Source organism: Pseudomonas delhiensis (assembly GCF_900187975.1).
Taxonomy (GTDB): domain Bacteria; phylum Pseudomonadota; class Gammaproteobacteria; order Pseudomonadales; family Pseudomonadaceae; genus Pseudomonas; species Pseudomonas delhiensis.
On sequence record NZ_FZPC01000013.1, the window covers coordinates 43,141 to 66,436 of the forward strand.

20 protein-coding genes are annotated in these 23,296 nt (G+C 67.1%); 7 read left to right on the plus strand and 13 right to left on the minus strand.

The features are described from left to right. Positions 1 to 12: 12 nt before the first annotated feature. From nirD to cobA, 3 genes are read left to right on the plus strand one after another with little or no spacing between them, the layout of a single operon-like run. Entirely contained in the window at positions 13 to 339 is a 327-nt protein-coding gene (gene nirD / locus CHC02_RS13360) for a nitrite reductase small subunit NirD (protein WP_089391941.1), read from the plus strand. A gap of 25 nt (positions 340 to 364) precedes the next feature. Then, entirely contained in the window at positions 365 to 3,073 is a 2,709-nt protein-coding gene (locus CHC02_RS13365; protein WP_089391942.1) for a nitrate reductase, read from the plus strand. Positions 3,074 to 3,083: 10 nt separating this feature from the next. Continuing rightward, entirely contained in the window at positions 3,084 to 3,818 is a 735-nt protein-coding gene (gene cobA / locus CHC02_RS13370; RefSeq protein WP_089391943.1) for a uroporphyrinogen-III C-methyltransferase, read from the plus strand. A 753-nt stretch (positions 3,819 to 4,571) separates the two neighbouring features. Here cobA and CHC02_RS13375 read toward each other — a convergent pair. The 8 genes from CHC02_RS13375 to ppsA all read right to left on the minus strand — a co-directional run bounded on the left by CHC02_RS13375 (position 4,572) and on the right by ppsA (position 12,926). After that, a complete protein-coding gene (locus CHC02_RS13375; RefSeq protein ID WP_089391944.1) occupies positions 4,572 to 5,630 on the minus strand; it encodes an OmpA family protein in 1,059 nt (352 codons plus the stop codon). 117 nt (positions 5,631 to 5,747) lie between these two features. Then, entirely contained in the window at positions 5,748 to 6,338 is a 591-nt protein-coding gene (gene sigX, locus CHC02_RS13380) for an RNA polymerase sigma factor SigX (protein ID WP_089392059.1), read from the minus strand. A 71-nt stretch (positions 6,339 to 6,409) separates the two neighbouring features. Next, on the minus strand, positions 6,410 to 7,234 hold the full coding sequence (locus CHC02_RS13385) for a mechanosensitive ion channel family protein (RefSeq protein WP_089391945.1): 825 nt from the start codon (positions 7,232 to 7,234) through the stop codon (positions 6,410 to 6,412). A 2-nt stretch (positions 7,235 to 7,236) separates the two neighbouring features. After that, complete coding sequence (locus CHC02_RS13390) at positions 7,237 to 7,485, minus strand: CrfX protein (RefSeq protein ID WP_089391946.1); 249 nt, start codon at positions 7,483 to 7,485, stop codon at positions 7,237 to 7,239. Between the two features lie 54 nt (positions 7,486 to 7,539). Further along, on the minus strand, positions 7,540 to 8,538 hold the full coding sequence (locus tag CHC02_RS13395) for a zinc transporter ZntB (RefSeq protein ID WP_089391947.1): 999 nt from the start codon (positions 8,536 to 8,538) through the stop codon (positions 7,540 to 7,542). A 73-nt stretch (positions 8,539 to 8,611) separates the two neighbouring features. Then, positions 8,612 to 9,100: a ribonuclease E activity regulator RraA gene (gene rraA, locus CHC02_RS13400; RefSeq protein WP_089391948.1), complete on the minus strand. Its 489-nt coding sequence runs from the start codon at positions 9,098 to 9,100 to the stop codon at positions 8,612 to 8,614. Positions 9,101 to 9,491: 391 nt separating this feature from the next. Continuing rightward, positions 9,492 to 10,481: an alpha/beta fold hydrolase gene (locus tag CHC02_RS13405; protein ID WP_089391949.1), complete on the minus strand. Its 990-nt coding sequence runs from the start codon at positions 10,479 to 10,481 to the stop codon at positions 9,492 to 9,494. Between the two features lie 75 nt (positions 10,482 to 10,556). Next, the gene (gene ppsA, locus CHC02_RS13410) at positions 10,557 to 12,926 is read right to left on the minus strand and encodes a phosphoenolpyruvate synthase (protein ID WP_089391950.1); all 2,370 of its coding nucleotides are present in this window, start codon (positions 12,924 to 12,926) and stop codon (positions 10,557 to 10,559) included. 167 nt (positions 12,927 to 13,093) lie between these two features. Here ppsA and ppsR point away from each other — a divergent pair, with 167 nt between their 5' ends. From ppsR to CHC02_RS13430, 4 genes are all read left to right on the plus strand, one after another. Beyond that, positions 13,094 to 13,912 carry a posphoenolpyruvate synthetase regulatory kinase/phosphorylase PpsR gene (gene ppsR, locus CHC02_RS13415; RefSeq protein WP_009618715.1) on the plus strand — a complete coding sequence of 273 codons (819 nt, stop codon included), beginning with the start codon at positions 13,094 to 13,096 and terminating at the stop codon, positions 13,910 to 13,912. A gap of 203 nt (positions 13,913 to 14,115) precedes the next feature. Then, positions 14,116 to 14,655 carry a retropepsin-like aspartic peptidase RloA gene (gene rloA, locus CHC02_RS13420; RefSeq protein ID WP_089391951.1) on the plus strand — a complete coding sequence of 180 codons (540 nt, stop codon included), beginning with the start codon at positions 14,116 to 14,118 and terminating at the stop codon, positions 14,653 to 14,655. A gap of 5 nt (positions 14,656 to 14,660) precedes the next feature. Continuing rightward, positions 14,661 to 16,187 carry an osmotic stress tolerance membrane protein RloB gene (gene rloB, locus CHC02_RS13425; protein WP_089391952.1) on the plus strand — a complete coding sequence of 509 codons (1,527 nt, stop codon included), beginning with the start codon at positions 14,661 to 14,663 and terminating at the stop codon, positions 16,185 to 16,187. A 3-nt stretch (positions 16,188 to 16,190) separates the two neighbouring features. Next, entirely contained in the window at positions 16,191 to 17,177 is a 987-nt protein-coding gene (locus CHC02_RS13430; RefSeq protein WP_089391953.1) for an alpha-L-glutamate ligase-like protein, read from the plus strand. An 839-nt stretch (positions 17,178 to 18,016) separates the two neighbouring features. Here CHC02_RS13430 and CHC02_RS13435 read toward each other — a convergent pair. The 5 genes from CHC02_RS13435 to CHC02_RS13455 all read right to left on the minus strand — a co-directional run bounded on the left by CHC02_RS13435 (position 18,017) and on the right by CHC02_RS13455 (position 23,166). After that, entirely contained in the window at positions 18,017 to 19,186 is a 1,170-nt protein-coding gene (locus CHC02_RS13435; RefSeq protein WP_089391954.1) for a MalM family protein, read from the minus strand. 11 nt (positions 19,187 to 19,197) lie between these two features. Next, positions 19,198 to 20,796 (minus strand): outer membrane protein transport protein, encoded by a 1,599-nt coding sequence (locus CHC02_RS13440; protein ID WP_089391955.1) that lies wholly within the window; start codon positions 20,794 to 20,796, stop codon positions 19,198 to 19,200. Positions 20,797 to 20,814: 18 nt separating this feature from the next. Continuing rightward, complete coding sequence (locus CHC02_RS13445; protein WP_089391956.1) at positions 20,815 to 21,819, minus strand: transporter; 1,005 nt, start codon at positions 21,817 to 21,819, stop codon at positions 20,815 to 20,817. Between the two features lie 46 nt (positions 21,820 to 21,865). Next, entirely contained in the window at positions 21,866 to 22,627 is a 762-nt protein-coding gene (locus tag CHC02_RS13450) for a C39 family peptidase (RefSeq protein ID WP_089391957.1), read from the minus strand. A gap of 74 nt (positions 22,628 to 22,701) precedes the next feature. After that, a complete protein-coding gene (locus CHC02_RS13455) occupies positions 22,702 to 23,166 on the minus strand; it encodes a DUF6160 family protein (RefSeq protein WP_009618705.1) in 465 nt (154 codons plus the stop codon). Between the last annotated feature and the right edge of the window lie 130 nt (positions 23,167 to 23,296).

Consider the following 23,296-nt stretch of genomic DNA (forward strand, 5'->3'; position numbering starts at 1 on the left):
CGGGAGAACAGCATGAACTGGCAAGACATCTGCGCCCTGGAAGACATCCAGCCGCTGGGCTCGCGCGTGATCGCCGGCCCGCGCGGCGACATCGCCCTGTTCCGCACCGCCGACGACGAGGTCTTCGCCCTCGACGACCGCTGCCCGCACAAGGGCGGGCCGCTGTCCCAGGGCCTGATCTTCGGCAAGCGGGTGGCCTGCCCGCTGCACAACTGGCAGATCGAGCTGGACAGCGGCAACGCCGTGGCCCCCGACGTCGGCTGCGCCCACCGCCACCCGGTGAAGGTGGAGAACGGCCGCGTACTGCTGGCCCTGAAAGACCTGGCCGCCTGCGCCTGAAGCGGCCGCGACACGGGAGAGCCCCATGAGCGAACGCCAAGTCACCGCCAGCACCTGCTGCTACTGCGGGGTGGGTTGCGGCGTCCTGATCGAGCACGACGGCGAGCGCATCCTCGGCGTGCGCGGCGACCCGCAGCACCCGGCCAACCTCGGCCGCCTGTGCAGCAAGGGCTCCAGCCTGCACCTCACTGGCGACCGCGCGGCCCGCGCGCTCTACCCCGAGCTGCGCCTGGGCAAGGCCCTGGCGCGCGCCCGGGTGGACTGGGACAACGCCCTGGAGCACGCCGCCGGAGTGTTCGCCGAGACCCTCCGCGAGCACGGCCCGGACAGCGTGGCCTTCTACGTATCCGGGCAACTGCTCAGCGAGGACTACTACGCCTTCAACAAGCTGGCCCGCGCCCTGGTCGGCAGCAACAACATCGACAGCAACTCGCGGCTGTGCATGTCCTCGGCGGTGGTCGGCTACAAGCGCAGCCTAGGCGCCGACGCACCGCCCTGCTGCTACGAGGACCTGGAACAGAGCGACTGCGTGCTGATCGCCGGCAGCAACATGGCCTACGCCCACCCGGTGCTGTTCCGCCGGCTGGAGGCGGCCAGGGCGGCGCGGCCGCAGATGAAGGTGATCGTCATCGACCCACGGCGCACCGACACCTGCGAGCTGGCCGACCTGCACCTGGCCATCCAGCCCGGCACCGACGTGGCGCTGTTCCACGGCATCCTCCACCTGCTGCTGTGGGAGGGCTGGGTCGACCGCGCCTACATCGAGGCGCACACCCAGGGCTTCGACGAACTGAAGAACCTGGTGCGCGACTATGGCCCGCTGGCGGTGGCGGAAATCTGCGGCATCGCCGTGGAGGACCTGCAGCGCTGCGCCGAATGGATCGGCCGCGCGCCCAGCTTCCTGTCGCTGTGGTGCATGGGCCTGAACCAGTCCAGCGCCGGCAGCGCCAAGAACAGCGCGCTGATCAACCTGCACCTGGCCACCGGGCAGATCGGCCGCCCCGGCGCCGGGCCCTTCTCCCTCACCGGCCAGCCCAACGCCATGGGCGGCCGCGAGACCGGCAGCCTGGCCAACCTGCTGCCCGGCCACCGCGACGCCGGCGATGCCGCGCACCGCGCCGAGGTGGCGGGCTACTGGGGCGTCGAGGCGCTGCCGGAAGCCCCCGGGCTGACCGCCATCGAACTCTTCGAGGCGGTGCGCGCAGGAAGCGTCAAGGCGCTGTGGATCGCCTGCACCAACCCCGCACAGTCCCTGCCGGACCAGCAGCGCGTGCGCGAGGCGCTCCAGGCCTGCCCCTTCGTGGTGGTGCAGGAAGCCTTCGCCACCAGCGAGACCTGCCGCTACGCCGACCTGCTGCTGCCGGCCGCCAGCTGGGGCGAAAAGGAAGGCACCGTGACCAACTCCGAGCGCCGCGTCAGCCACGTGCGCCGCGCCGTGCCGGCCCCCGGCGAGGCCCGCGCCGACTGGTCCATCGCCTGCGACTTCGCCCGCCGCCTGGAGCGCCGGCTGCGCCCCGGCCAGCCGAGCCTGTTCGACTTCGCCGGGCCCCAGGCGCTGTTCGACGAGTACCGCCCGCTCACCCGGGGCCGCGACCTCGACATGGGCGGCATCAGCTACGCCCTGCTGGACGCGCGCGGCCCGCAGCAATGGCCGTTGCCCGAGGGCAGCGAGCAGGGCCGCAAGCGCCTGTACGCCGACGGCAACTTCGCCACCGCCAACGGCCGCGCGCGCTTCATCGCCGAGGCCTATCGCGCGCCGAAGGAGCGCCGCGAGGCGCGTTACCCGCTGATCCTCAACACCGGCCGGTTGCGCGACCAGTGGCACGGCATGACCCGCACCGGCACCGCCGCCACCGCCTTCGGCCACGTCGAGGAGGCCTGCCTGGGCCTGCACCCGGCGGAGCTGCGCCGGCGGCGCCTGGCGGACGGCCAGCTGGTGCGCCTGAGCAGCCGCCGCGGCAGCCTGGTGCTGCCGGTGCAGGCCGACGACGGCCTGCTGCCCGGCCAGGCCTTCCTGCCCATGCACTGGGGCGAGCGTTTCCTCAAGGGCCTGGGGGTGAACGCCCTGACCCTGCCCGCCTTCGACCCACTGTCGCGGCAGCCGGAACTCAAGCACGCCGCGGTGGAAGTCACCGCCGTCGAACTGCCCTGGCAGTTCTATGCCCTGGTGGAAGGCGAGGTGCAGCAGCGCTTCGCGGCCCTGCGCCCGCTGTTCGACGCCCTGGACTACGCCAGCTTCACCCTGGTGGGCCGCGAGCGCCCTGCCCTGCAGGTTCGCGCCGCCCACGCCGAGGCACCGGCGGCCGGCTGGTTGCAGCAGGTCGATGCGCTGCTCGAACTGCTCGACGGCCCGGTGCTGGCCTACGACGACCCGCGCCGCGTCCAGGGCAAGCGGGTGCGCCTGGACAACGGCCGCATCGGCGGTCTGCGCCTGGCCGGCAGCGGCATCGCCAGCGACTGGCTCAAGGCGCTGTGGCTCTCCGGCGAAAGCGACGCCGACCTGCGCCGCAAGCTGCTCGCCCCGCCCGGCGCGCAGACCGCCGCGGCCAGCGACAAGACCCTGTGCAACTGCAGGAACGTGCGCCTGAGCCAGGTGCGCGAAGGCATCGGCCGGGGCCTGGACCTCGACGGCCTGAAGCGCGAGCTGGGCTGCGGCAGCCAATGCGGTTCCTGCGTTCCCGAAATACGGCGGTTGCTGGCCAGCGAAGCCGGCGCCCTGGCCGCCAATGCCTGAGGAGATGAAGATGAGCGGAAAAGTCTGGTTGATCGGCGCCGGCCCCGGCGACCCGGAACTGCTGACGCTGAAGGCCGTGCGTGCGCTGTCCGGCGCGCAGGTGGTGCTGCTCGACGACCTGGTCAACCCCCAACTGCTGGAGCATTGCCCGGCGGCGCGGGTGGTGCGCGTGGGCAAGCGCGGCGGCTGCCGCTCCACGCCCCAGGACTTCATCCAGCGCCTGATGCTGCGCTATGCCCGCCAGGGCTACCGCGTGGTGCGCCTGAAAGGCGGCGACCCCTGCATCTTCGGCCGCGGCGGCGAGGAAGCCGCCTGGCTGGAGGCCCGCGGCATCGCCTGCGAACTGGTCAACGGCATCACCGCCGGGCTGGCCGCCGCCACCACCTGCGGCATACCCCTAACCCTGCGCGGCATCAGCCGCGGCGTCAGCCTGGTGACCGCGCACACCCAGGACGACAGCGAGCCGAACTGGGCGGCCCTGGCCCAGGCCGGCACCACCCTGGTGGTCTACATGGGCGTGGCGCGCCTGGCGGAAGTCCGCGACGGCCTGCTGGCGGGCGGCATGCGCCAAGGCATGCCGGTGGCGATGATCGAGAACGCCTCGCTGCCGCAACAGCGCGAATGCCGCAGCAGCCTGGCCGCGATGCTCGACGACGCCGCCGCCTTCGGCCTGCGCAGCCCGGCCATCCTGGTGATCGGCGAGGTGGCCGCCGAGGCCACCCAGGCGCTGGCGCGCAGCGCCTGAACGCAATGCCGTTCATCGGGATGGCGCCTGGGTTCAGCGAAGGCGCCCTCCTTTCCCTCATCATTCCCACGAACACCGTAGGGCGAATAACCGTTCGCGGTTATCCGCCGCTGGCGGTGCTACCGGGGCGTCCGGCGTGGCCGGTGAGTCCAATCGCGGACGGAGTCCGCTCCTACGCCCGTGCTTCCTGGAACCGTAGGAGCCGCGATTCGGCGGATAACGCCGTAGGCGTTATGCGCCCTACGGGGAGCCCGGGAGCTTCGCGGTTTCGCATCACGCCGAACGGTCCCCTCTCCCGCTTGCGGGGGAGGGTTAGGGAGGGGGAACGGAGTCAGGGTTCGCGAGCAAGCTCGCTCCTACGAAGAGCCAAAGCGGCTCTTGATTTTGGATTTCCAGAGAAACATCCGCGCGCACCGGAACGCCCCTTCAGAAGGCCGAGCGAAACCGGCGCTCAGGAGGTCATGCGACATGGATGTCGCTAGAGCCCCGATCAGCACAGGGACGTGCTGTCGGGGCGGGCCTCCGTGGCGGGGGAATTCGTGAGGGTAGCCCGGCTTCATCGGGCCCGTATGCGGGGCAAGCCTTCTTGGTTACTTCTTTGGCGTTTGAAAGAAGTGACTCGCCCGAGGGGGCGAAACAAGAAGGTCGGGCAGACTCGGAGCGGCGCGCTACACCAAGCCCCCAAGCCAATTGGGTTCCCACAGGCAAAGAAAAACCCGGCCTAGGCCGGGTTTTTCCTGGAACTCAGACCAATTACTGCTGCTTGGCCTGGGCTTCCACTTCGGCTTCTACGCGACGGTTGACCGCGCGGCCTTCAGCGGTGGCGTTGTCGGCAACCGGACGGCTCTCGCCGTAGCCGACTGCGTTCACGCGGCCGCCTTCCACACCGTACTCGTTGACCAGTACGTCACGAACGGCGTTGGCACGACGCTCGGACAGTTTCTGGTTGTAGGCGTCGGTGCCGACGGAGTCGGTGTGGCCTTCAACGGTGGTGCTGGTGGACGGGTACTGCTTCATGAAGTCAGCCAGGTTCTTGATGTCAGCGTAGCTGTTCTCTTTGACCTTGGACTTGTCGAAGTCGAATTTCACGTCCAGCTGGACGCGGACGACTTCGGCGACGGCCGGGCAGCCGTTGGCGTCAACGGTGACGTTGGCCGGGGTGTTAGGGCACTTGTCGACGTTGTCGCAGACACCGTCGTGGTCTTCGTCGGAGCAGACTTCGGCAACCGGCTCCGGAGCCGGGGCGGCCTTGCCACCACCGAAGTTCATGCCGACGCCGACGCCAGCCATCCACTCGCCCTGGTGGCCGTTGTCACGCTTCTCCAGGCCGTACTGGCCGTCGAGGCTGGCCTTGGCGAAGAAGTTCTCGGTGAAGTAGTACTTCAGGCCGGCGCCGATGTTGGCCATGGTCAGGTTCTGACGGCCGCCGTTGGCGCTGTTGACGTTGGTCAGGCTCTGGTGGCCCAGGCCGGCGGACACGTACGGACGCAGGCCAACACCCGGGGTGCCGAAGTGGTAGATGGCGTCCAGCGAGGCCAGGTTGCCATGGACCTTCTTGTTGCCGGACTCGTAGGTGCCACGAATGTCGTGGTACTCACCGTAGGACAGGGCCAGCTCGACGTCGTCGGTCAGGAAGTAGCCGACGGAACCGCCGTACAGGTCGCCATTCTTCATGTTGCGGGTGCTGTCAGTGAAGTAGCGCTTGCCGAAGGCTTCGGCTTCTACAGCGCCTTGGCCTTGAGCGAAAGCATTCACGGCGGAAGCGGCGATCATGGAGCCGATCACGACGCCCAGGGTGTTCTTCAGTTTCATCCGTTAAATCCCCATCTTGGTGGTCAGTAAGCCGATGACTGCCCACAAAAGGCAGGCCATACAACTTGCGGGCAAGTTTATCAGAACTTGCGAATTAGAGAGACAACATTTGCCCAACTATGTTTCGGATATTCCCGAAAACTTTTCACGGAGCCGATCGAGTGCCCGCTTGTATCGCATCTTGGTCGCACTCAGGCCCATGTGCATGATGTCGGCGATCTCCTGGAATTCAAGCTCTGCGACAAATCGTAGCACCAGAATTTCCCGATCAATGGGATTGACATGCACCAGCCATCGGTCCAGCCCCCCCCGTTCCTCGACCTTCGGCGCCTTCTCCTCGGAGGCCTCCTCGACCGGGTCCAGACTCAGCGCATCGAGCAGCCGGCGCTTTCGTCTTTCCTTGCGATATTGGGTAATGCACTCGTTGTAAGTGATGCTGTACAACCAAGTCTTGAACTTCGACTTGCCCTCGAAGTTCTTCAGGCCATACAGCACCTTCAGCATCACTTCCTGGCATACGTCGTCGGCATCCCGATCGTTGCCCAGATAGCGCGCGCAGACGTTGAACAGCGTGCGCTGGTATCGGCGCATCAGCTCCTCGTACGCCCGGGTGACGTGGAACAGCTCGTCATGGGCGCGCTCCACCAGCTCCTCGTCGGTCAGCTGGCGCGGGTCGTAGCGCTGGGACAATGGTTGCGGCTTGTTCAAGTCGGGTCGGGCCAGGTCATGTCGGCCGCCGACGCGGCTTCGAAGCGGCGTCGGCATTGCACGGGATCATCTCAGCGGCTGGTCACACGGCGCTCGAGGAGCACGCGGTTGGCAATGGACACCAACTCGCCCTCATCGGTCATCAGAATAGTCTTGATGGTGCCGATTTCTTCGATGATGCCTTCGACATCGTCCACTTTCACCTCTTGCCCGACCTGGTACAGCTCGCGCACGTAGATGCCGGCGATGATCTGCCCGGCGATCTCCCGGCTGCCCAGGCCCAGGGCCAGGGCGGCAGCGAGGCCGACGGTGATCAGCACGATGGCGATGATGTAGTTGAGCAGGTCGGTCTTGACCTCGAGCTGGCCGATGGCCACCGAGATGCTGATGATGATCACCAGCCACTGGGCCACGCGGCCCAGGCCGCCGGCGTATTCCAGGCCGACGCCTTCGGCGGCGCCGCGCACCACGCTGTTGAGCAGTTGCGCCAGGAGCACGCCGACGATCAGCACCAGGGCCGCGCCGAACACCTTGGGCAGGTACAGGGCGAGCACGTCGAGGGTGGCGGAGACGCGCTGCAGGCCGAGGGACTCGGCGGCGGACACCAGGAACACCAGCAGCACGAACCAGTAGACGATCTTGCCCACCAGGGTCGAGACCGGCACCTGGATGCCGACGCGGGCCATCAGCTTGGTCAGGCCGGTGCCGCCCATCAGGCGGTCCAGGCCGAGCTTGGCCAGCAGCTTGGACAGCAGGGCGTCGAGCAGCTTGGCCACGACGAAGCCCAGCAGCACCACCACCAGGGCACCGAGCAGGTTCGGGATGAACCCGGCGAGCTTGCCCCACAGGGTGTTCATGGCGGTGAGCAGGCTTTGCGTCCAGATATCGAATTGCATCTTCAGTCGGCCTTGTCAGCGGAAGGGGCGGAATTCTGCGGGCGCCGGGACACCGGCGCAAGGTGGGCGGCACCGCGGCTCACGCCCAGGCTCAGGGCTTCCAGCCAGTGGCCCATGAGGCTGAACAGGTCGCCGGCGCCGACCTGGCGGTTGGCGGTCTTGAGCACGCGACCCAGGCGCGCGTCGTCCTCCGGCGCCTGGGCCGGCATGCGCAGCAGGTTGCGCAGGGATTCTTCGAACGGGTCGTGCATGCACAGCTCTCCTTCGTGTGCTGCCTTGACGCGGCACAGGCCCCGGAAGTCACATCACAGCCAGCGCAGGCGGCGGAAGACCCACCACTGGAAACCGGCCACCCCGACCAGCAGCACGCAGGCGACGGGAAAGCCGTAGGGCGCGCTGGAACCGGGAATGCCGCCGACATTGATGCCCAGCAGCCCGGTGATGAAACTCATGGGCAGGAAAAAGCCGGTGATGATACCAAGAATGTACATGGTCTTGTTCATCCGCTCGGTGATCCGCCGGTGCTCGGCCTCCTGGATCAGCGAGATGCGCTCGCGCACCAGCTCCAGTTCCTCGAGGTTGCGCGTCAGGCGGTTGTACAGCTCGTTCCAGTAGTCGGCGTCGTCGGCCAGGGTCCAGGACAGCTTGATCCGCGTCAGCTGCGCGTAGATGTCGCGTTGCGGCGCCAGGTAGCGCCGCAGGCCCGCGGAGCGCCGGCGCAGGGCGCGCAGCTCGGCCTGGTCGGGCACGTTGCGCTCGTCTTCCTCGATGGCCTCCTCCATGGCGTCGAGTTCGTCGGCCAGGCCGCCGATCAGGGTGTCGATGCGGTCGGTGAGGTAGTGCGCCAGGCTCAGCACCAGTTCCGAGGCGTTCTTCGGGCCGCGCCCGGCGGCCAGGTCGGTGCGCAGGTCGGCCACCGCCTTGAGCGGGCGCAGGCGCAGGGAAATCACCCGCTGCTTCTCGGCGAACACCCGCAGCGAGACCATGTCCTCGGGCACCGCGCCGGGGTTGAGGTTGACGCCGCGCAGGAACAGCAGCAGGCGCTCGGCGCCCAGGTCCAGCAGGCGCGGGCGGGTCGCCTCCTCCAGCAGCAGGTCGCAGGTGAACTCGTTCAGCCCGCTGGATTCGCGCAGCCAGGACTGCGCCTCGGGGACGCCGCGGTCCCAGTGCACCCAGAGGCTTTCCTCGGGCTTGAGGTCGATCAGGTGCAGTTCCGCCCGGCTGATCTGCCGGCCACCGCCACGGCCATCGAGGACGTAGCCGTAGATGAGTCCGCGCTCGGTTCCGCTTTCGTATTGCTGCATCGCGTGTTCCATGAGGTGCCGGGCGCCGCCGGCAGGTGCGTCCATTGACCGGCGAAAGCGCCCGGCGTTCGGCTCACTCGGGCATTTTCAGGGCCTGGGGGGAGATGATGATGCCGTTGTTGTCGGCATAGACGAACTCGCCCGGGCGGAAGGTGACGCCGCCGAAGGTCACGGCCACGTTGAGGTCGCCGATGCCGCGCTTGTCGGTCTTCATCGGGTGGCTGGCCAGGGCCTGCACGCCCAGGTCGGTCTGCGCGATCACGTCGACGTCGCGGATGCAGCCGTAGACCACGATGCCTTCCCAGCCGTTCCTCGCCGCCTTCTCGGCCAGCATGTCGCCCAGCAGCGCGCGGCGCAGGGAACCGCCGCCGTCGACCACCAGCACCTTGCCCTTGCCGTCCTTGTCGACCTGCTCCTTGACCAGGGAGTTGTCCTCGAAGCACTTGATGGTGACGATTTCGCCGCCGAAGGAGTCGCGACCGCCGAAGTTGCTGAACATGGGCTCGACGACCTGGACCAGGTCGGGGTAGGCGTCGCACAGATCAGGGGTGACGTATTGCATGGAGAGACTCCTTGGAGTGTCGGATGAACGGGCAGCGGACCGGCAAAGCGGCGATGACGCCCGGAATGACCGGAACCTGGCTTGGCGTCACAGTCTAGCGACTGTCACGCCATCCGCCTACGCCCGCCGCCCTGCCCCGCGGCTTCGCGGCCGCCAGGCGGACAAGGTAGGAGCGCGCCCTGCGCGCGAATCGCGGGCAGGGCCCGCTCCTACAGGTTGCCGTGAGGCATGGCATTTCTCCCGTAGGACTCCGTCCGCGATTGGATTCACCGGCCGCACCGGACGCCCCGGCGGATAACCGCGAACGGTTATCCGCCCTACGGTCTCCCCGCCACTCACCGTAGGGCGCATAACGCCTACGGCGTTATCCGCCGTTTTCGCCGGACACCAATTATCCGCCCTGCGCCGCCCCACCCGCGCCATTCGCCTGCAGGGGCAGCGCCTGGCGTTCCAGCCAGTGCAGGACCTGCGGCCAGACCTCGCGCTGGGCAGCCTTGCTCACCAGCATCTCGACGTGCCCGAAGTTTTCCGAAAAGCCCTGCCGGCGCCCCAAACAGAGGTACTCACGGACCTCGGAGCCGAACTGCTCGAACAGCTTGCGGCAGGCCCAGGGCGGGTCCTGGCGGTCGCCCTCGGCGCTGACCGCCAGCACCGGCGCCCGCACCTCGGCCAGGCCGGCCCACCAGTCGTTGCCGCGCTCGCCGAAGCGGCCGAACAGGCCGTACCAGCGCAGGGCCTCCAGGGCCAGGCCGATGGGCTCGTCCTCCGGGCCGCGGCGCAGGCGCGGGCCGGGGATCACGCCCATGCGCTTGAGCAGGAAGCGCCCGCTCCAGACCACCGGCGGCAGCTTCAGCGCCCAGTAGTCGCGGCTGACCTGGCTGCCGAACAGCGCCACGCTGGCGACCTGCTCCGGCGCCAGGTAGCCGCCGCCCAGGGCCGCGGCCAGGCTGGTGCCGCCCAGGGAATGGCCGATCCAGTGCGGCGCCTGGCCGCCCTGCTCGACGACGAAGGCGGCGATGGCCGGCAGGTCGAAGCGCGCGTAGGCGGCGACGCTGTTGCGCGAATAGTCGAGGTTGCGCGGCGACAGGCCGTGGCCACGCATCTCCGGTATCCACACGTCGAAGCCGGCGCGCGCCAGGTAGGGCCCGAGGCCGATGGCCCTGGGCGAGTACCAGAAGCGCCGGTTGGAGAAGCTGCCGTGCACCAGGATCACCGGCGCGCCGCGCTGCTCGCGGCCCGGCAGGCCCAGGCGGGTCAGCGCCAGCTCGACGCTGGGGTCCGGGCTGTTGTTGGGTTTCAGGCGGTAGACGTCCTCGGTGAGGTCGCCACGCAGTTCGGCGCTGACGAGCGCCACGGGGAAGAGTCGGCTACTGCTGTGCATGTCGTTGGATGGGCTGGCACGAAAAAGGGCGGGTGCAAGCACCCGCCCTTCCTGGACCCGCAGGTCCGGTTGGCGTCAGGCCTGGCCTTCGGCCAGGAAGAACCAGGTGTCGAGCACCGAGTCGGGGTTCAGCGACACGCTCTCGATGCCCTGTTCCATCAGCCACTTGGCCAGGTCCGGGTGGTCCGAGGGGCCCTGGCCGCAGATGCCGATGTACTTGCCGGCCTTGTTGCACGCGGCGATGGCGTTGGCCAGCAGCTTCTTGACCGCCGGGTTACGCTCGTCGAACAGGTGCGCGACGATGCCCGAGTCGCGGTCCAGGCCCAGGGTGAGCTGGGTCAGGTCGTTGGAGCCGATGGAGAAGCCGTCGAAGAACTCCAGGAACTCCTCGGCCAGCAGGGCGTTGGACGGCAGTTCGCACATCATGATGACCTTCAGGCCGTTCTCGCCGCGCTTCAGGCCATTGGTGGCCAGCAGTTCGACCACCTGCGAGGCCTCGCCGAGGGTGCGCACGAAGGGCACCATCAGCTCGACGTTGGTCAGGCCCATCTCGTTGCGGACCTTCTTCATCGCCCGGCATTCCAGCTCGAAGCAGTCGCGGAAGGATTCGCTGATGTAGCGCGAGGCGCCGCGGAAGCCGAGCATCGGGTTCTCTTCTTCCGGCTCGTAGAGCTTGCCGCCGATCAGGTTGGCGTACTCGTTGGACTTGAAGTCCGACAGGCGCACGATGACCTTCTTCGGCCAGAAGGCCGCGGCCAGGGTGCTGACGCCCTCCACCAGCTTCTCGACGTAGAAGCCCACCGGGTCGTCGTAACCGGCGATGCGCTTCTCGACGCTGTCCTTGATGTCCGCCGGCAGGCTGGCGAAGTTCAGCAGCGCCTTGGGGTGCACGCCGATCATGCGGTTGATGATGAATTCCAGGCGGGCCAGGCCCACGCCCTCGTTGGGCAACTGGGCGAAGTCGAAGGCGCGGTCCGGGTTGCCGACGTTCATCATGATCTTGAACGGCAGCTCGGGCATGGCGTCCACCGAGTTCTGGCGCACGTCGAAGCCCAGTTGGCCTTCGTAGATCAGGCCGGTGTCGCCTTCGGCGCAGGACACGGTGACCTGCTGGCCGTCCTTCAGCACGGCGGTGGCGTTGCCGCAGCCGACCACCGCCGGGATGCCCAGCTCGCGGGCGATGATCGCCGCGTGGCAGGTACGCCCGCCTCGGTTGGTGACGATGGCGCTGGCGCGCTTCATCACCGGCTCCCAGTCCGGGTCGGTCATGTCCGAGACCAGCACGTCGCCGGGCTGCACCTTGTCCATCTCGGACACGTCGTGGATCACCTTCACCGGGCCTGCGCCGATGCGCTGGCCGATGGCGCGGCCTTCCACCAGGACCTTGCCCTTCTCCTTGAGCAGGTAGCGCTCCATCACGGTGGCGCTGGCGCGGCTCTTCACGGTTTCCGGGCGGGCCTGGACGATGTACAGCTTGCCGTCGTCGCCATCCTTCGCCCACTCGATGTCCATCGGGCGCTGGTAGTGCTTCTCGATGATCAGCGCCTGCTTGGCCAGCTCGGTGACCTCGGCGTCGCTCAGGGCGAAGCGCGCGCGGTCGGCCTTCTCCACGTCGACCACCTTGACCGACTTGCCGGCCCTGGCTTCGTCGCCGTAGATCATCTTGATCGCCTTGCTGCCCAGGTTGCGGCGCAGGATCGCCGGGCGGCCGGCTTCCAGGGTGGGCTTGTGCACGTAGAACTCGTCGGGGTTCACCGCGCCCTGCACCACGGTCTCGCCGAGGCCGTAGGCGCCGGTGATGAACACCACGTCGCGGAAGCCGGACTCGGTGTCCAGGGTGAACATCACCCCGGCGGTGCCGGTTTCCGAGCGGACCATGCGCTGCACGCCGGCGGACAGGGCGACCAGCTTGTGGTCGAAGCCCTGGTGCACGCGGTAGGCGATGGCGCGGTCGTTGAACAGGGAGGCGAAGACTTCCTTGGCCGCGCGGATCACGTTGTCCACGCCGCGGATGTTCAGGAAGGTCTCCTGCTGGCCGGCGAAGGAGGCGTCCGGCAGGTCCTCGGCGGTGGCGGAGGAACGCACGGCGACGGCCATGTTGGCGTTGCCGCCGGCCATCTCGGCGAAGGCCTTGCGGATGTCGGCGTCCAGCTGGACGGGGAACTCGGCGTCCATCACCCACTGGCGGATCTGCGCGCCGGTCTTGGCCAGGGCGTTGACGTCGTCGACATCGAGGGCGTCCAGGGCGGCGTGAATGCGGTCGTTCAGGCCACTCTGCTCGAGGAAGTCACGGTAGGCCTGGGCGGTGGTGGCGAAGCCACCGGGAACCGAAACCCCAGCACCGGCGAGGTTGCTGATCATTTCGCCCAGGGATGCGTTCTTGCCCCCCACACGTTCGACATCATGGACGCCGAGCTTATCGAGGGAAACTACGTACTCTACCAAGGTGATCTCTCCACTGAATGTTGGAAAAGCTCAAACGGGCCACCGCGACGCTGCCCCCTTTTCTGGCCGACGCCAGAAAAATAAGTGACAATGTCCCGGCAGGAGGCCTTGCAAAAGCGCGGCCTATCATACTCAGGATTCTTTCCTACATTAAGGCCCGCAGCGCAATGAAACGTACGGCTTTCTTCATTTCCGACGGAACCGGCATCACCGCCGAAACCCTCGGCCAGAGTCTCCTTGCGCAGTTCGAGAACATCCATTTCCACAAACTGACGCGGCCGTACATCGACACCGAAGAAAAAGCGCGCGTCATGGTACAGCAAATCAACGCGGCTGCGCAGGCGGACGGTGCCCGCCCGATCATCTTCGACACCATCGTCAACCGTGAGATCCGGGCGGTCCTGGCCCAGTCGAACGGCTTCATGATCGACATCTTCTCGACCTTTTTGTCCCCGCTGGAGCAGGAATTATCCGCGGACTCCTCGTATTCCGTCGGAAAGTCCCACAGCATCGGCCACAATCCGCACTACATGGAGCGGATCGACGCGGTGAACTTCGCCCTCGACAACGACGACGGCGCCCGCACCCACTACTACGACAAGGCCGACCTGATCCTGGTCGGCGTGTCGCGCTGCGGCAAGACGCCCACCTGCCTCTATATGGCAATGCAATATGGCATTCGTGCGGCGAACTACCCGCTGACCGAGGAGGACATGGAGCGCCTGCAGCTGCCCAACGCCCTCAAGCCCTACAAGGGCAAGCTGTTCGGCCTGACCATCGACCCCGACCGGCTCACCGCCATCCGCAACGAGCGCAAGCCCAACAGCCGCTACGCCAGCTTCGCCCAGTGCGAGTTCGAGGTGCGCGAGGTGGAGAACCTGTTCCGCCGCGAGAACATCGCCTACATCAACTCCACCCACTTCTCGGTGGAGGAGATCGCCGCCAAGATCATGGTGGAGAAAGGCGTCGAGCGCCGCCTGAAGTAGCCCCGCCCGGCCCTGTGACACGGCTCACGCTGCCGCCCGCCGGGGCCCGGCGGGTGTCGTCACACGGGACCTGCGTGCTAGAATCGCGCCCCCGCATCCCTCCTGGGGGCCCACCCGCCCAGCCAAGGATGACTCGCCCGCAGGCCGTGGCGTTTGCCGGATGCCCCCGTTCACTGGCCTACGGCCCCCAGCGCTCAGGACTTATGAGACTCAAGCCCACAGCCCTGCTGCTCCTGCTTTTCCTGGCAGCCTTCGGCGGCCCCGCCGGCGCCGCCGGCAAGACCGTCTACGGGCTCATCGAATACGCCCACGTCGGCCAGCTCGACCAGGTGCTGGCGGCCAAGCTCGACACCGGCGCCAAGACCGCCTCCCTGAGCGCCCGCGACATCAAGCGCTTCAAGCGCGACGGCGAGACCTGGGTGCGCTTCTACCTGGCCACCGACGCCGCCGACAGCCAGCCGCTGGAGCGGCCGCTGGCGCGCATCAGCAAGATCAAGCGCCGCCACGGCGACTTCGACCCCGACGAGGGCAAGGCCTACACCGCCCGCCCGGTCATCGAGCTGGACGTCTGCCTGGGCAGGCTGCGCCGTACCATCGAAGTGAACCTTACCGACCGCAGCGCATTCCAATACCCCCTGCTGATCGGTTCCGACGCGCTCAAGCGCTTCGGCGCCCTGGTCGATCCCAGCCTGAAATACGCCGCCGGCCAGCCCGGCTGCCCCGTTGCGAAACCTGCCGAGTAAAGCCCATGCGCTCCATCAACCTGCACCTGAAGATCCTGATCGCCCTCCTGGTGGTCCTGGGCGTTTCCATCACCGCCTACCAGATCTTCATCCTCGGCATACCCATGACCGAGGCGGAAACCGACGACCTGTGGAACATCGACGCCAAGGTCGAGTTCGTCGCCACGCCGAAGACCCCGGTCAAGGTGCAGATGTTCGTGCCGCCGCTGACCCAGGGCTACGTCAGCCTCAACGAGAGCTTCGTCTCGAACAACTACGGGGTGAGCATCAACCGCGCCGACGGCAACCGCAAGGTGACCTGGTCCTCGCGCCGCGCCAACGGCAAGCAGACGCTCTACTACCGCCTGGTGCTGACCAAGCGCTTCAGCGGCGAGCAGCCCAAGGAGAAAGGCCCGATCTTCCGTGACAGCCCGCCCCTGGAAGGCCCGGAGAAGATCGCCGCCGAGGCGCTGATCGCGCCCATCCGCCAGCATTCGGCGGACATCGAGACCTTCGTCAGCGAAACCATCAAGCGCGCCAACAACCTGGCCGACGACAACGTCAAGCTGCTGCTGGCCGGCGACACCAGCCTGGAGAAGCGCTCCTACATCGTCGAGACCCTGCTGGCCCAGGCCCACGTGCCCATGGAGCGCGTGCACACCCTGCGCCTGCTGGCCAACCAGGCGCAGAGCCCGGAACTGTGGCTGCGCAGCTACAACGGCAAGGACTGGCTGTACTTCAACCCGGAAACCGGCGAGCGCGGCCTGCCCGCCGACCGCCTGATCTGGTGGCTGGGCGACGAGCCGCTGCTGGCGGTGGAAGGCGGCAAGAAGGCGCTGATCAGCTTCAGCCTGAACAACAGCGAGATGAACGCCATCCGCCTGGCCAAGCTGACCAACGAGAACACCGACGCAAGCTTCCTCGACTACTCGCTGTACGGCCTGCCGCTGTCCACCCAGCAGACCTTCCAGATCATGATCATGATCCCCTTCGGCGTGCTGGTGATCCTGGTCCTGCGCAACCTGATCGGCATCCAGACCCTCGGCACCTTCACCCCGGTGCTGATCGCCCTCGCCTTCCGCGAGACCGGCCTGCAGTGGGGCATCGGCCTGTTCACCGTGATCACCGCCCTGGGCCTGTCGCTGCGCTCGTACCTGGAGCACCTGAAGCTGCAGATGCTGCCGCGGCTGTCGGTGGTGCTGACCTTCGTGGTGGTGATGATCGCCGCCATCAGCCTGCTCAGCCACCGCCTGGGCTTCGAGAGCGGCCTGTCGGTGGCGCTGTTCCCCATGGTGATCCTGACCATGAGCATCGAACGCCTGTCGATCACCTGGGAAGAACGCGGCGCCGCCCACGCCATGAAGGCCGCCATCGGCACCCTGTTCGCCGCGGCCCTGGCGCACATCCTGATGCGCGTGCCGGAGCTGGTGTACTTCGTGTTCACCTTCCCCGCGGTGCTGCTGCTCCTGGTGGCCTTCATGCTGGCGATGGGCCGTTACCGCGGCTACCGCCTGACCGAGCTGTTCCGCTTCAAAGCCTTCCTGAAGGACTGAGCCATGTTCGGCCTGATCAAGCGGTGGAAAGCCCTGGAAGCCAAGGGCATCATGGGCATCAACCGGCGCAACGCGGACTTCGTGCTGAAGTACAACAAGCGCCACCTGTACCCGATCGTCGACGACAAGATCATCACCAAGGAGCGCGCCATCGCGGCGGGCATCCACGTGCCGGAGATGTACGGGATCATCTCCACCGAGAAGGAGATCGAGAAGCTCGACAGCATCATCGGCGAGCGCAACGACTTCGTCATCAAGCCGGCGCAGGGCGCGGGCGGCGACGGCATCCTGGTGATCGCCGACCGCTTCGAGGGCAACTTCAAGACCGTCTCCGGGCGCATCATCAGCCGCGAGGAGATCGAGTACCAGCTCTCCAGCATCCTCACCGGCCTGTACTCCCTGGGCGGCCACCGCGACCGCGCGCTGATCGAGTACCGCGTCACCCCCGACCAGATCTTCCGCAGCATCAGCTACGAGGGCGTGCCGGACATCCGCATCATCGTCCTCATGGGCTACCCGGTGATGGCCATGCTGCGCCTGCCGACGCGCCAGTCCAACGGCAAGGCCAACCTGCACCAGGGCGCCATCGGCGTGGGCGTGGACCTGGCCACCGGCATCACCCTGCAAGGCACCTGGCTGAACCGCAAGATCGCCAAGCACCCGGACACCACCAACGCGGTGGACGGCGTGCAGCTGCCGCACTGGGACGGCTTCATGAAGCTGGCCGCCGGCTGCTACGAGTTGTGCGGCCTGGGCTACATCGGCGTGGACATGGTGCTGGACCAGGACAAGGGCCCGCTGATCCTCGAACTCAACGCCCGCCCCGGCCTGAACATCCAGATCGCCAACGACTGCGGCCTGACCGGCCGCGCCCAGGCGGTGGAAGCCCACCTGGTGGAGCTGCAGGCCAAGGGCGTGGAGGAAACCCCGGAAGAGCGCGTGCGCTTCTCCCAGAAGCTGTTCGGGCACGTGCCGGCGCGGGAGATCTGAGGCAGGGCGAACAACCGTTCGCGGTTATCCGCCGCCGTCCGTACCAGCGGGGCGTCCGGCGTGGTCGGTGAATCCGATCGCGGACGGAGTCCGCTCCTACGGGGGAGAAATACCGTGTTTCCCGGCAACCTGTAGGAGCGGGCCCTGCCCGCGAAATCGCGCGCAGGGCGCGCTCCTACATGGGAATGCTGTCGGTGGGACGGCGTAGGAGCGGATCTCATCCGCGAATCGCGCCTGAACCTCCGGCTATCGCGGACAAGGCCCGCTCCTACGGGGGAGAAATACCGTGTTTCCCGGCAACCTGTAGGAGCGGGCCCTGCCCGCGAAATCGCGCGCAGGGCGCGCTCCTACATGGGAATGCTGTCGGTGGGACGGCGTAGGAGCGGATCTCATCCGCGAATCGCGCCTGAACCTCCGGCTATCGCGGACAAGGTCCGCTCCGGGGGAGAAGTGCCGTGTTTCCCGGCAACCTGTAGGAGCGGGCCCTGCCCGCGAAATCGCGCGCAGGGCGCGCTCCTACATGGGAATGCTGTCGGTGGGGCGGCGTAGGAGCGGATCTCATCCGCGAATCGCGCCTGAACCTCCGGCTATCGCGGACAAGGTCCGCTCCTACGGGGGAGCAATACCGTGTTTCCCGGCAACCTGTAGGAGCGGGCCCTGCCCGCGAAATCGCGCGCAGGGCGCGCTCCTACATGGGAATGGTGTCGGTGGGACGGCGTAGGAGCGGACTCTGTCCGCGATTTGGCGGATAACGCCGTAGGCGTTATGCGCCCTACGAACTATCGCGAACGCGGGACCCCAAGCTCGCTCCTACAGTCCCGGGCCAGCCGCGGCGCCCCTCACCGCACCACCGCCAGCTCGAACCCGCCCTGGTCCGCGTGCTCGCGCACCTTCATGCCCTCCCCGTTCACCGCCAGGTTTTCCAGCGGCCGCTTGTAGGGCTTGTTGTCCAGGGTCTGCAGGGCGCGGTCCTCGTCGGTGGTCAGCAGCAGCACGTAGCGCTCGCCCTGGTTGGCGCGCACCGGCACCGTGCCTTCGATGAAGGCGTAGCGGTACCAGGTTTCCGGGTTGAGCTTGTACACCGCGTCGCTGACCAGGCGCGTCGGGCGCTTGCGTTCGTCGAGGAACAGCAGCGACGGGTAGACCACCTGGTGGTTGGAGAAGCTGCGCACGCGCAGGCCGTAGACCTGCTGCGAGGCCGGCAGCTTCATGGCCACGTAGTAGCTCTTGCCCATGGGGAAGTCGAAGCTGGGGGAGAACTTGTTGAGCTCCTCGTAGCGCGGCTCGTCGGCGTTCAGTTCGGTGAACTCGGCGTCGGCTATCTGCTCGCAGCAGCGCCGCTGCAGGTCCTGGTAGAGGTCGTCGAGGGTCTTGCCGCTGCCCTTGAGCAGGGCCTTCATGGCGTCCGTCTGCTCGCCGCTGCCGTCCAGCCCGGGCAGGGCCTGCGGGCGCTGCCTGAACTGCACCTCGCGGCCTTCGGTGAAGGCGACCTGGCTGCGGCGGATGCCGTCGGCGCGGTCCTGGGCGGTGATCGGCGAGTTGTGCATGCGGCCCTGCTCGTCGACCCAGGTGTAGTACGGGTTGCCGTTCTCGCTGCGGACGAAGCCCTTGTCCTCGTAGGCCTCGGCGTCGATGTACTCGGAGGAGTGGTCGCCGTTGGGCAGCACGTAGTCGCCGCGCCCGGCGGGCACCTGGTTGCCGGCGTAGAAGCTGTTCTGCAGGTTGCCCTGGCCATCCACCCAGGTGAAGTAGCGGCGCTTGCTCTCCCCCGCCGGCGCGCTGCCGGGCCAGAGGGTGCCGCCGTCGTCGCGCTGGCGGGCGCGGTCGCTCTGGTCGATGCGCTTGGCCGCCTGGCGCTGCTGCTGGCCGTAGCCGGCGTCGACGAAGGTGTTGTGCACCTGGCCGCTGTCGTCGATCCACGACAGGTAGCGCCCGGCGTCGGCCAGCGCCGGCAGCGGCGCGGCCGCCGTGGCCAGCAGGCAGAGGAGCAGGTGGCGGGAACGCTGCATCCGTCCGGTCCTCAGAAGGTGGTGTTGTAGGTCAGTGCGAAGATATAGGCCTTCACCGTGGTGTGTACATCCATGCCGGCATAGGGGTTGTAGACCAGGTTGTCGATGCCGGTGCAGGTCAGGTTGCAGCTCTGCCCGTTCTTGATGCTCTGCTTGGAGACGAAGTAGTTGAAGCCCAGGTCGATGTTGGTGTCCTTGTCCCAGCGGTAGCCCAGGCCCAGGCCGTACAGGTTGGCGTCGCCGATGGGCACCAGGGCGTCGGCCTTGCTCTTGGGGATCGCCGAGGGCCGGTACTCGTAGCCGGCGCGCAGCTGCAGGCGGTCGTTGACGTCGTACTGCACGCCCATGGCGTAGCTCCAGGTGTCGCGGTAGCCACGGTCGAGGATGATGCTGTGGTCGGTGGCGCCGTTGGGGGCGAAGTTCTTGGCGATGCGCAGCAGGTCCAGTTCCTTGTCGAACTCGATCTCCAGGTTGTTCCAGTCGCTGTAGCCGCTCCACTTCAGGTCGAAGTTGAACTGCCAGTCGTCGAACGGGCGCAGCTTGATGCCGGTGGAGAAGTTGTCCGGGTTGGTCATCTTCAGCGTCGCCACGCCGTGCTCCTCGTCGGCGTTGCCGTAGGGGAACAGCGGGCTGAGGAAGGCGCCGAACACCGAGTTCTGCAGGCCGGACCAGAAGCCCTGCCAGTCCTTGGTGTAGTCCACCCGGTACTTGCCCTTGAGCTTCATGCGCGACTCGCTCTGGTACACCGCGCCCCAGGCGAACCAGTCGTTGGGCTCCCAGAGCACGCCGAGGTTGAAGCTGGGCGAGAGGGTCTGCTGCATGTCCAGCTTGAGGTTGGCCAGGGTGTCGTAGGGGCCGATGCGGCCGCCGCAGACGTTGAACACCAGTTCGACGATCTCCTGGGCGCCGGGCACGCAGGTGGTGTCGTGGAGGGTCTGCAGCAGGCCGGTGAGCAGGCCCGGGTTGCGGAAGTCGGTGTCCAGGGCCATGGCCTGGTGCGAGAAGCCGACGGACAGGCCGAACGACAGGCTGTCGTTCATCTGGTAGCCCACCGAGGGCGAGAAGTAGGTCAGCCGCTGCAGCGACACGCGGCGGCCGTCGTAGCGCCCCGGGTCGCTGTCCGAGTCCCGCGAGTAGCCCAGCGCCTGCGGCGTGTAGACGTTGGTGGCGAAGGTGAACTTGGAGCCCGGCGGGTTGATCGACAGGCCCGCCAGGGGCGCCACCAGCATGGGCACGTCGGTCATGCCGCCCAGGCCCGGCAGGTACATGGTCGGCGTCATGGTGCGGCTGTGGGAGTTGGCCACCGGGTCGTCGGACACGCCGAAGGTGCTCTCGCCGTAGTTCGGCGGCGCGTGGAAGCCGGCGCGGATGTCCATTACCCCGCTGACCAGCTTCACCGTGGTCTGCCGGCCCTTGAGCTTGGTCAGGGCGGCGGGGTTGTAGTGCACCGCGTCGATGCCGGTGGAATCGGCGGTGACCGCGTTGCCCAGGGCCATCGCCTTGGGGTTGCCGATGGTGATGTCGTTGGCCAGTTGGGCCTGGGCCGGCAGAATCCAGCCAAGCCCCGCCCCTGCCATCGCCAGCAACAGTGGCGAAATGCGCTTCGTCATGGGAACTCCGCTCGCCGTTTAGTCGGGCTTCAGGCCCTTGATATCCAGGGGCAGGGAAACCCCCAGCAAGATATCCGGTGAGTCTTCGGTCAAGCCGAAGCCGGCGTTCACGTTGACGATGTAGTCGGGCGAGGTTCGCAGGCCGAGCGAGAAGTTCATGACCGCGCTGGTCTGCTCGGGAGCCTCCACCGTGCGGGTGTCGAAGTGGTAGCGGCTCTTCATCTGGTAGGCCATCTGGTAGGAGGTGGCCAGGGACACGTCGTAGGACAGCGCGTAGGCCATGCCCATGGCGAAGTTCAGGGTGTCGCCCGGGGTGACCTTGTTCAGCTCCTCGCCGTACTGGTTCTGGTGGATGTTGTCCACCTTCAGGTTGTAGGTGTAGCCGAGCGAGCCGTAGAGCACGACGGGGTCGATCACGTAGGACATGTTGGCGCCCACGCCCAGGCTGTAGTAGCCGTTGCCGGTGGAGACGTCGTCGTCCGGGTTCATGTCGAACGGGCTGTCGCCGGTGGGCAGGCCGAGGGTGGCGTAGAAGGTGGTGACCGGGCGCCCGCGCATCGCCGCCCAGGGCTGCCAGCGCAGGGTCGCGGAGATGTCGCCGAGGCTGTAGGCGTGGATGTCGCGCTCGGTGTCGTACTTGGCCACGAAGGGCAGGCGCAGGCTGAAGGTCAGGTTGTCCCAGACGCCGTAGTCGAAGGTGAAGGAGTTGGTGAAGGTGTGCTGCGCCTCGCTCTGCGCCAGCACGCTGTAGACGCTCTCGCCGGTGCGCACCTGCTGGATGCGGGTGTCGCGCATCATCGAGTAGTCCAGGCCGTAGGTGAGGGTCCGCTCGCCCTTCTTCAGCAGGGTGTAGCTCTTCTCCGCCGCCTGGAACACCTCTTCCAGGGCCTTGGCGCTGTCGGCATCGTCTTCCTTCTTGGCCAGCGCGTCACGCGCCTGGTCGACCGAGCCTTCCTCGGCAGGCGCCGGGCCCGAAGCCAGCAAGGCCAGTATGGCGGCGCACGCATACCCCCTGAATCTCATGATGCAATCCCCAGGTCTTGTTCTTATGGAAGGATGGAAACGCCGCTCACTTGCTGCGTATGAATTGCACGTCGCCCTTGGACGCGGCCTCGATCATCCGGTTGCTGGTGAACTTGCTCATCTCCGGGAACTCGCGGAAGGCCAGCAGGCTCACGGTGCGGTCGTCCACCAGGCGCAGGTCCTGCTCCTTCAGGGCCAGGGCGTTGTGCGGCTCCTGGCCGCCGGGGTAGATGACGAAGAGCACGTTCTGGTCCCAGATGGCCTCGAAGCGGCTGCGGGTGAAGCTGATGTTGCCCAGGGCGGGATCGGCGACGAAGACGTGGTCGTTGTAGACGTCGCGCACCACCACGAAATGCTTGAAGCCGCCGTAGTGGATGGGCACCAGCGCCGGGTGCTCCAGCGAGTCCAGGTCGGCGAACTCGGCGCGGAAGCCGCCGCTCTTGTAGCCCAGCGCGGCCGCGTAGCGCTTCATGTCCAGCAGCGAGAAGCCGCGGCGCTGGACGATCTTGTCGGCCTCGCCGTACTTCAGCAGGCCTTCCATCACCTGGCGTTCCTGCAGGTTGCGGCCCAGGTAGTAGTCCAGCAGGGTGGTCAGCGCCGCCGATCCGCAGCTGTAGTCGTAGGCCTGGCGGATGACGTTGCGGAACTGCACCTGACTCATGGGTTCGAGCTGCACGGACTCGCGGAAGGGGCCGTTGGGCGTGAGCTGCTGGGTGATGTTCACCGTGCCCTGGGATTGCGGTTTGGTGTCCACCGTCTGGGTGAAACCGAACAGGCCGAGCAGGCTTCCCAGCAGTATCTCGAACATCCCCTCTCCTCTCTCCTGGAAAAACCCTTGCCGGCACGGGCCGGCAAGGGGATACGCGTCACACGACCGATGGATCAGTGGCCCCAGATGCGGACCTGGGAACCGGCCATGTTCAGGTTGGAAACGGTCAGCGAACCGATGCTGGCGGCACTGGTGTCGCCCACCTTGATGGCGCCCACCGAGACGTCGCCGGTCATGCCCGGCAGGCCCAGGGCCAGTTGCTGGGTGTCGGCGGTGCCGATCTTGGTGGTGACCACGTCGACGGTCAGCGGGTTGGCGTCGTCGATCTTCAGGGCGGTGCCGCCCGGGCCGGTCAGGGTGATGTTCTCCAGGCGCAGGGAACCGGACTTGGTGTCGTCGATCTTGTCGGTGTAGACCACCGCCCCGATGCTCGCCTTGAAGTCACCGGCGATGCTGATGCCGTCCTGGCCGGTCACGCCGGCGAGTGCGGAGTCGTCCATGGATTTGAGATCGGCATGGGCCAGGAAGGGAGCGGCCAGAACAGCGCTTGCAAGAACCAGTTGTTTGATTTTTTTCATTCTTGTTTCTCTCCAGTGTTCAGGTGGGATTGCCCCAGGGCACTGCAGGAGGCGTCCTGCCCCGCTGCAGGTTGGCCGGCCAAGCCGACCCTCCAGACCCGCGCCGGCTTCCCTAGGTGCCGCGGGCATG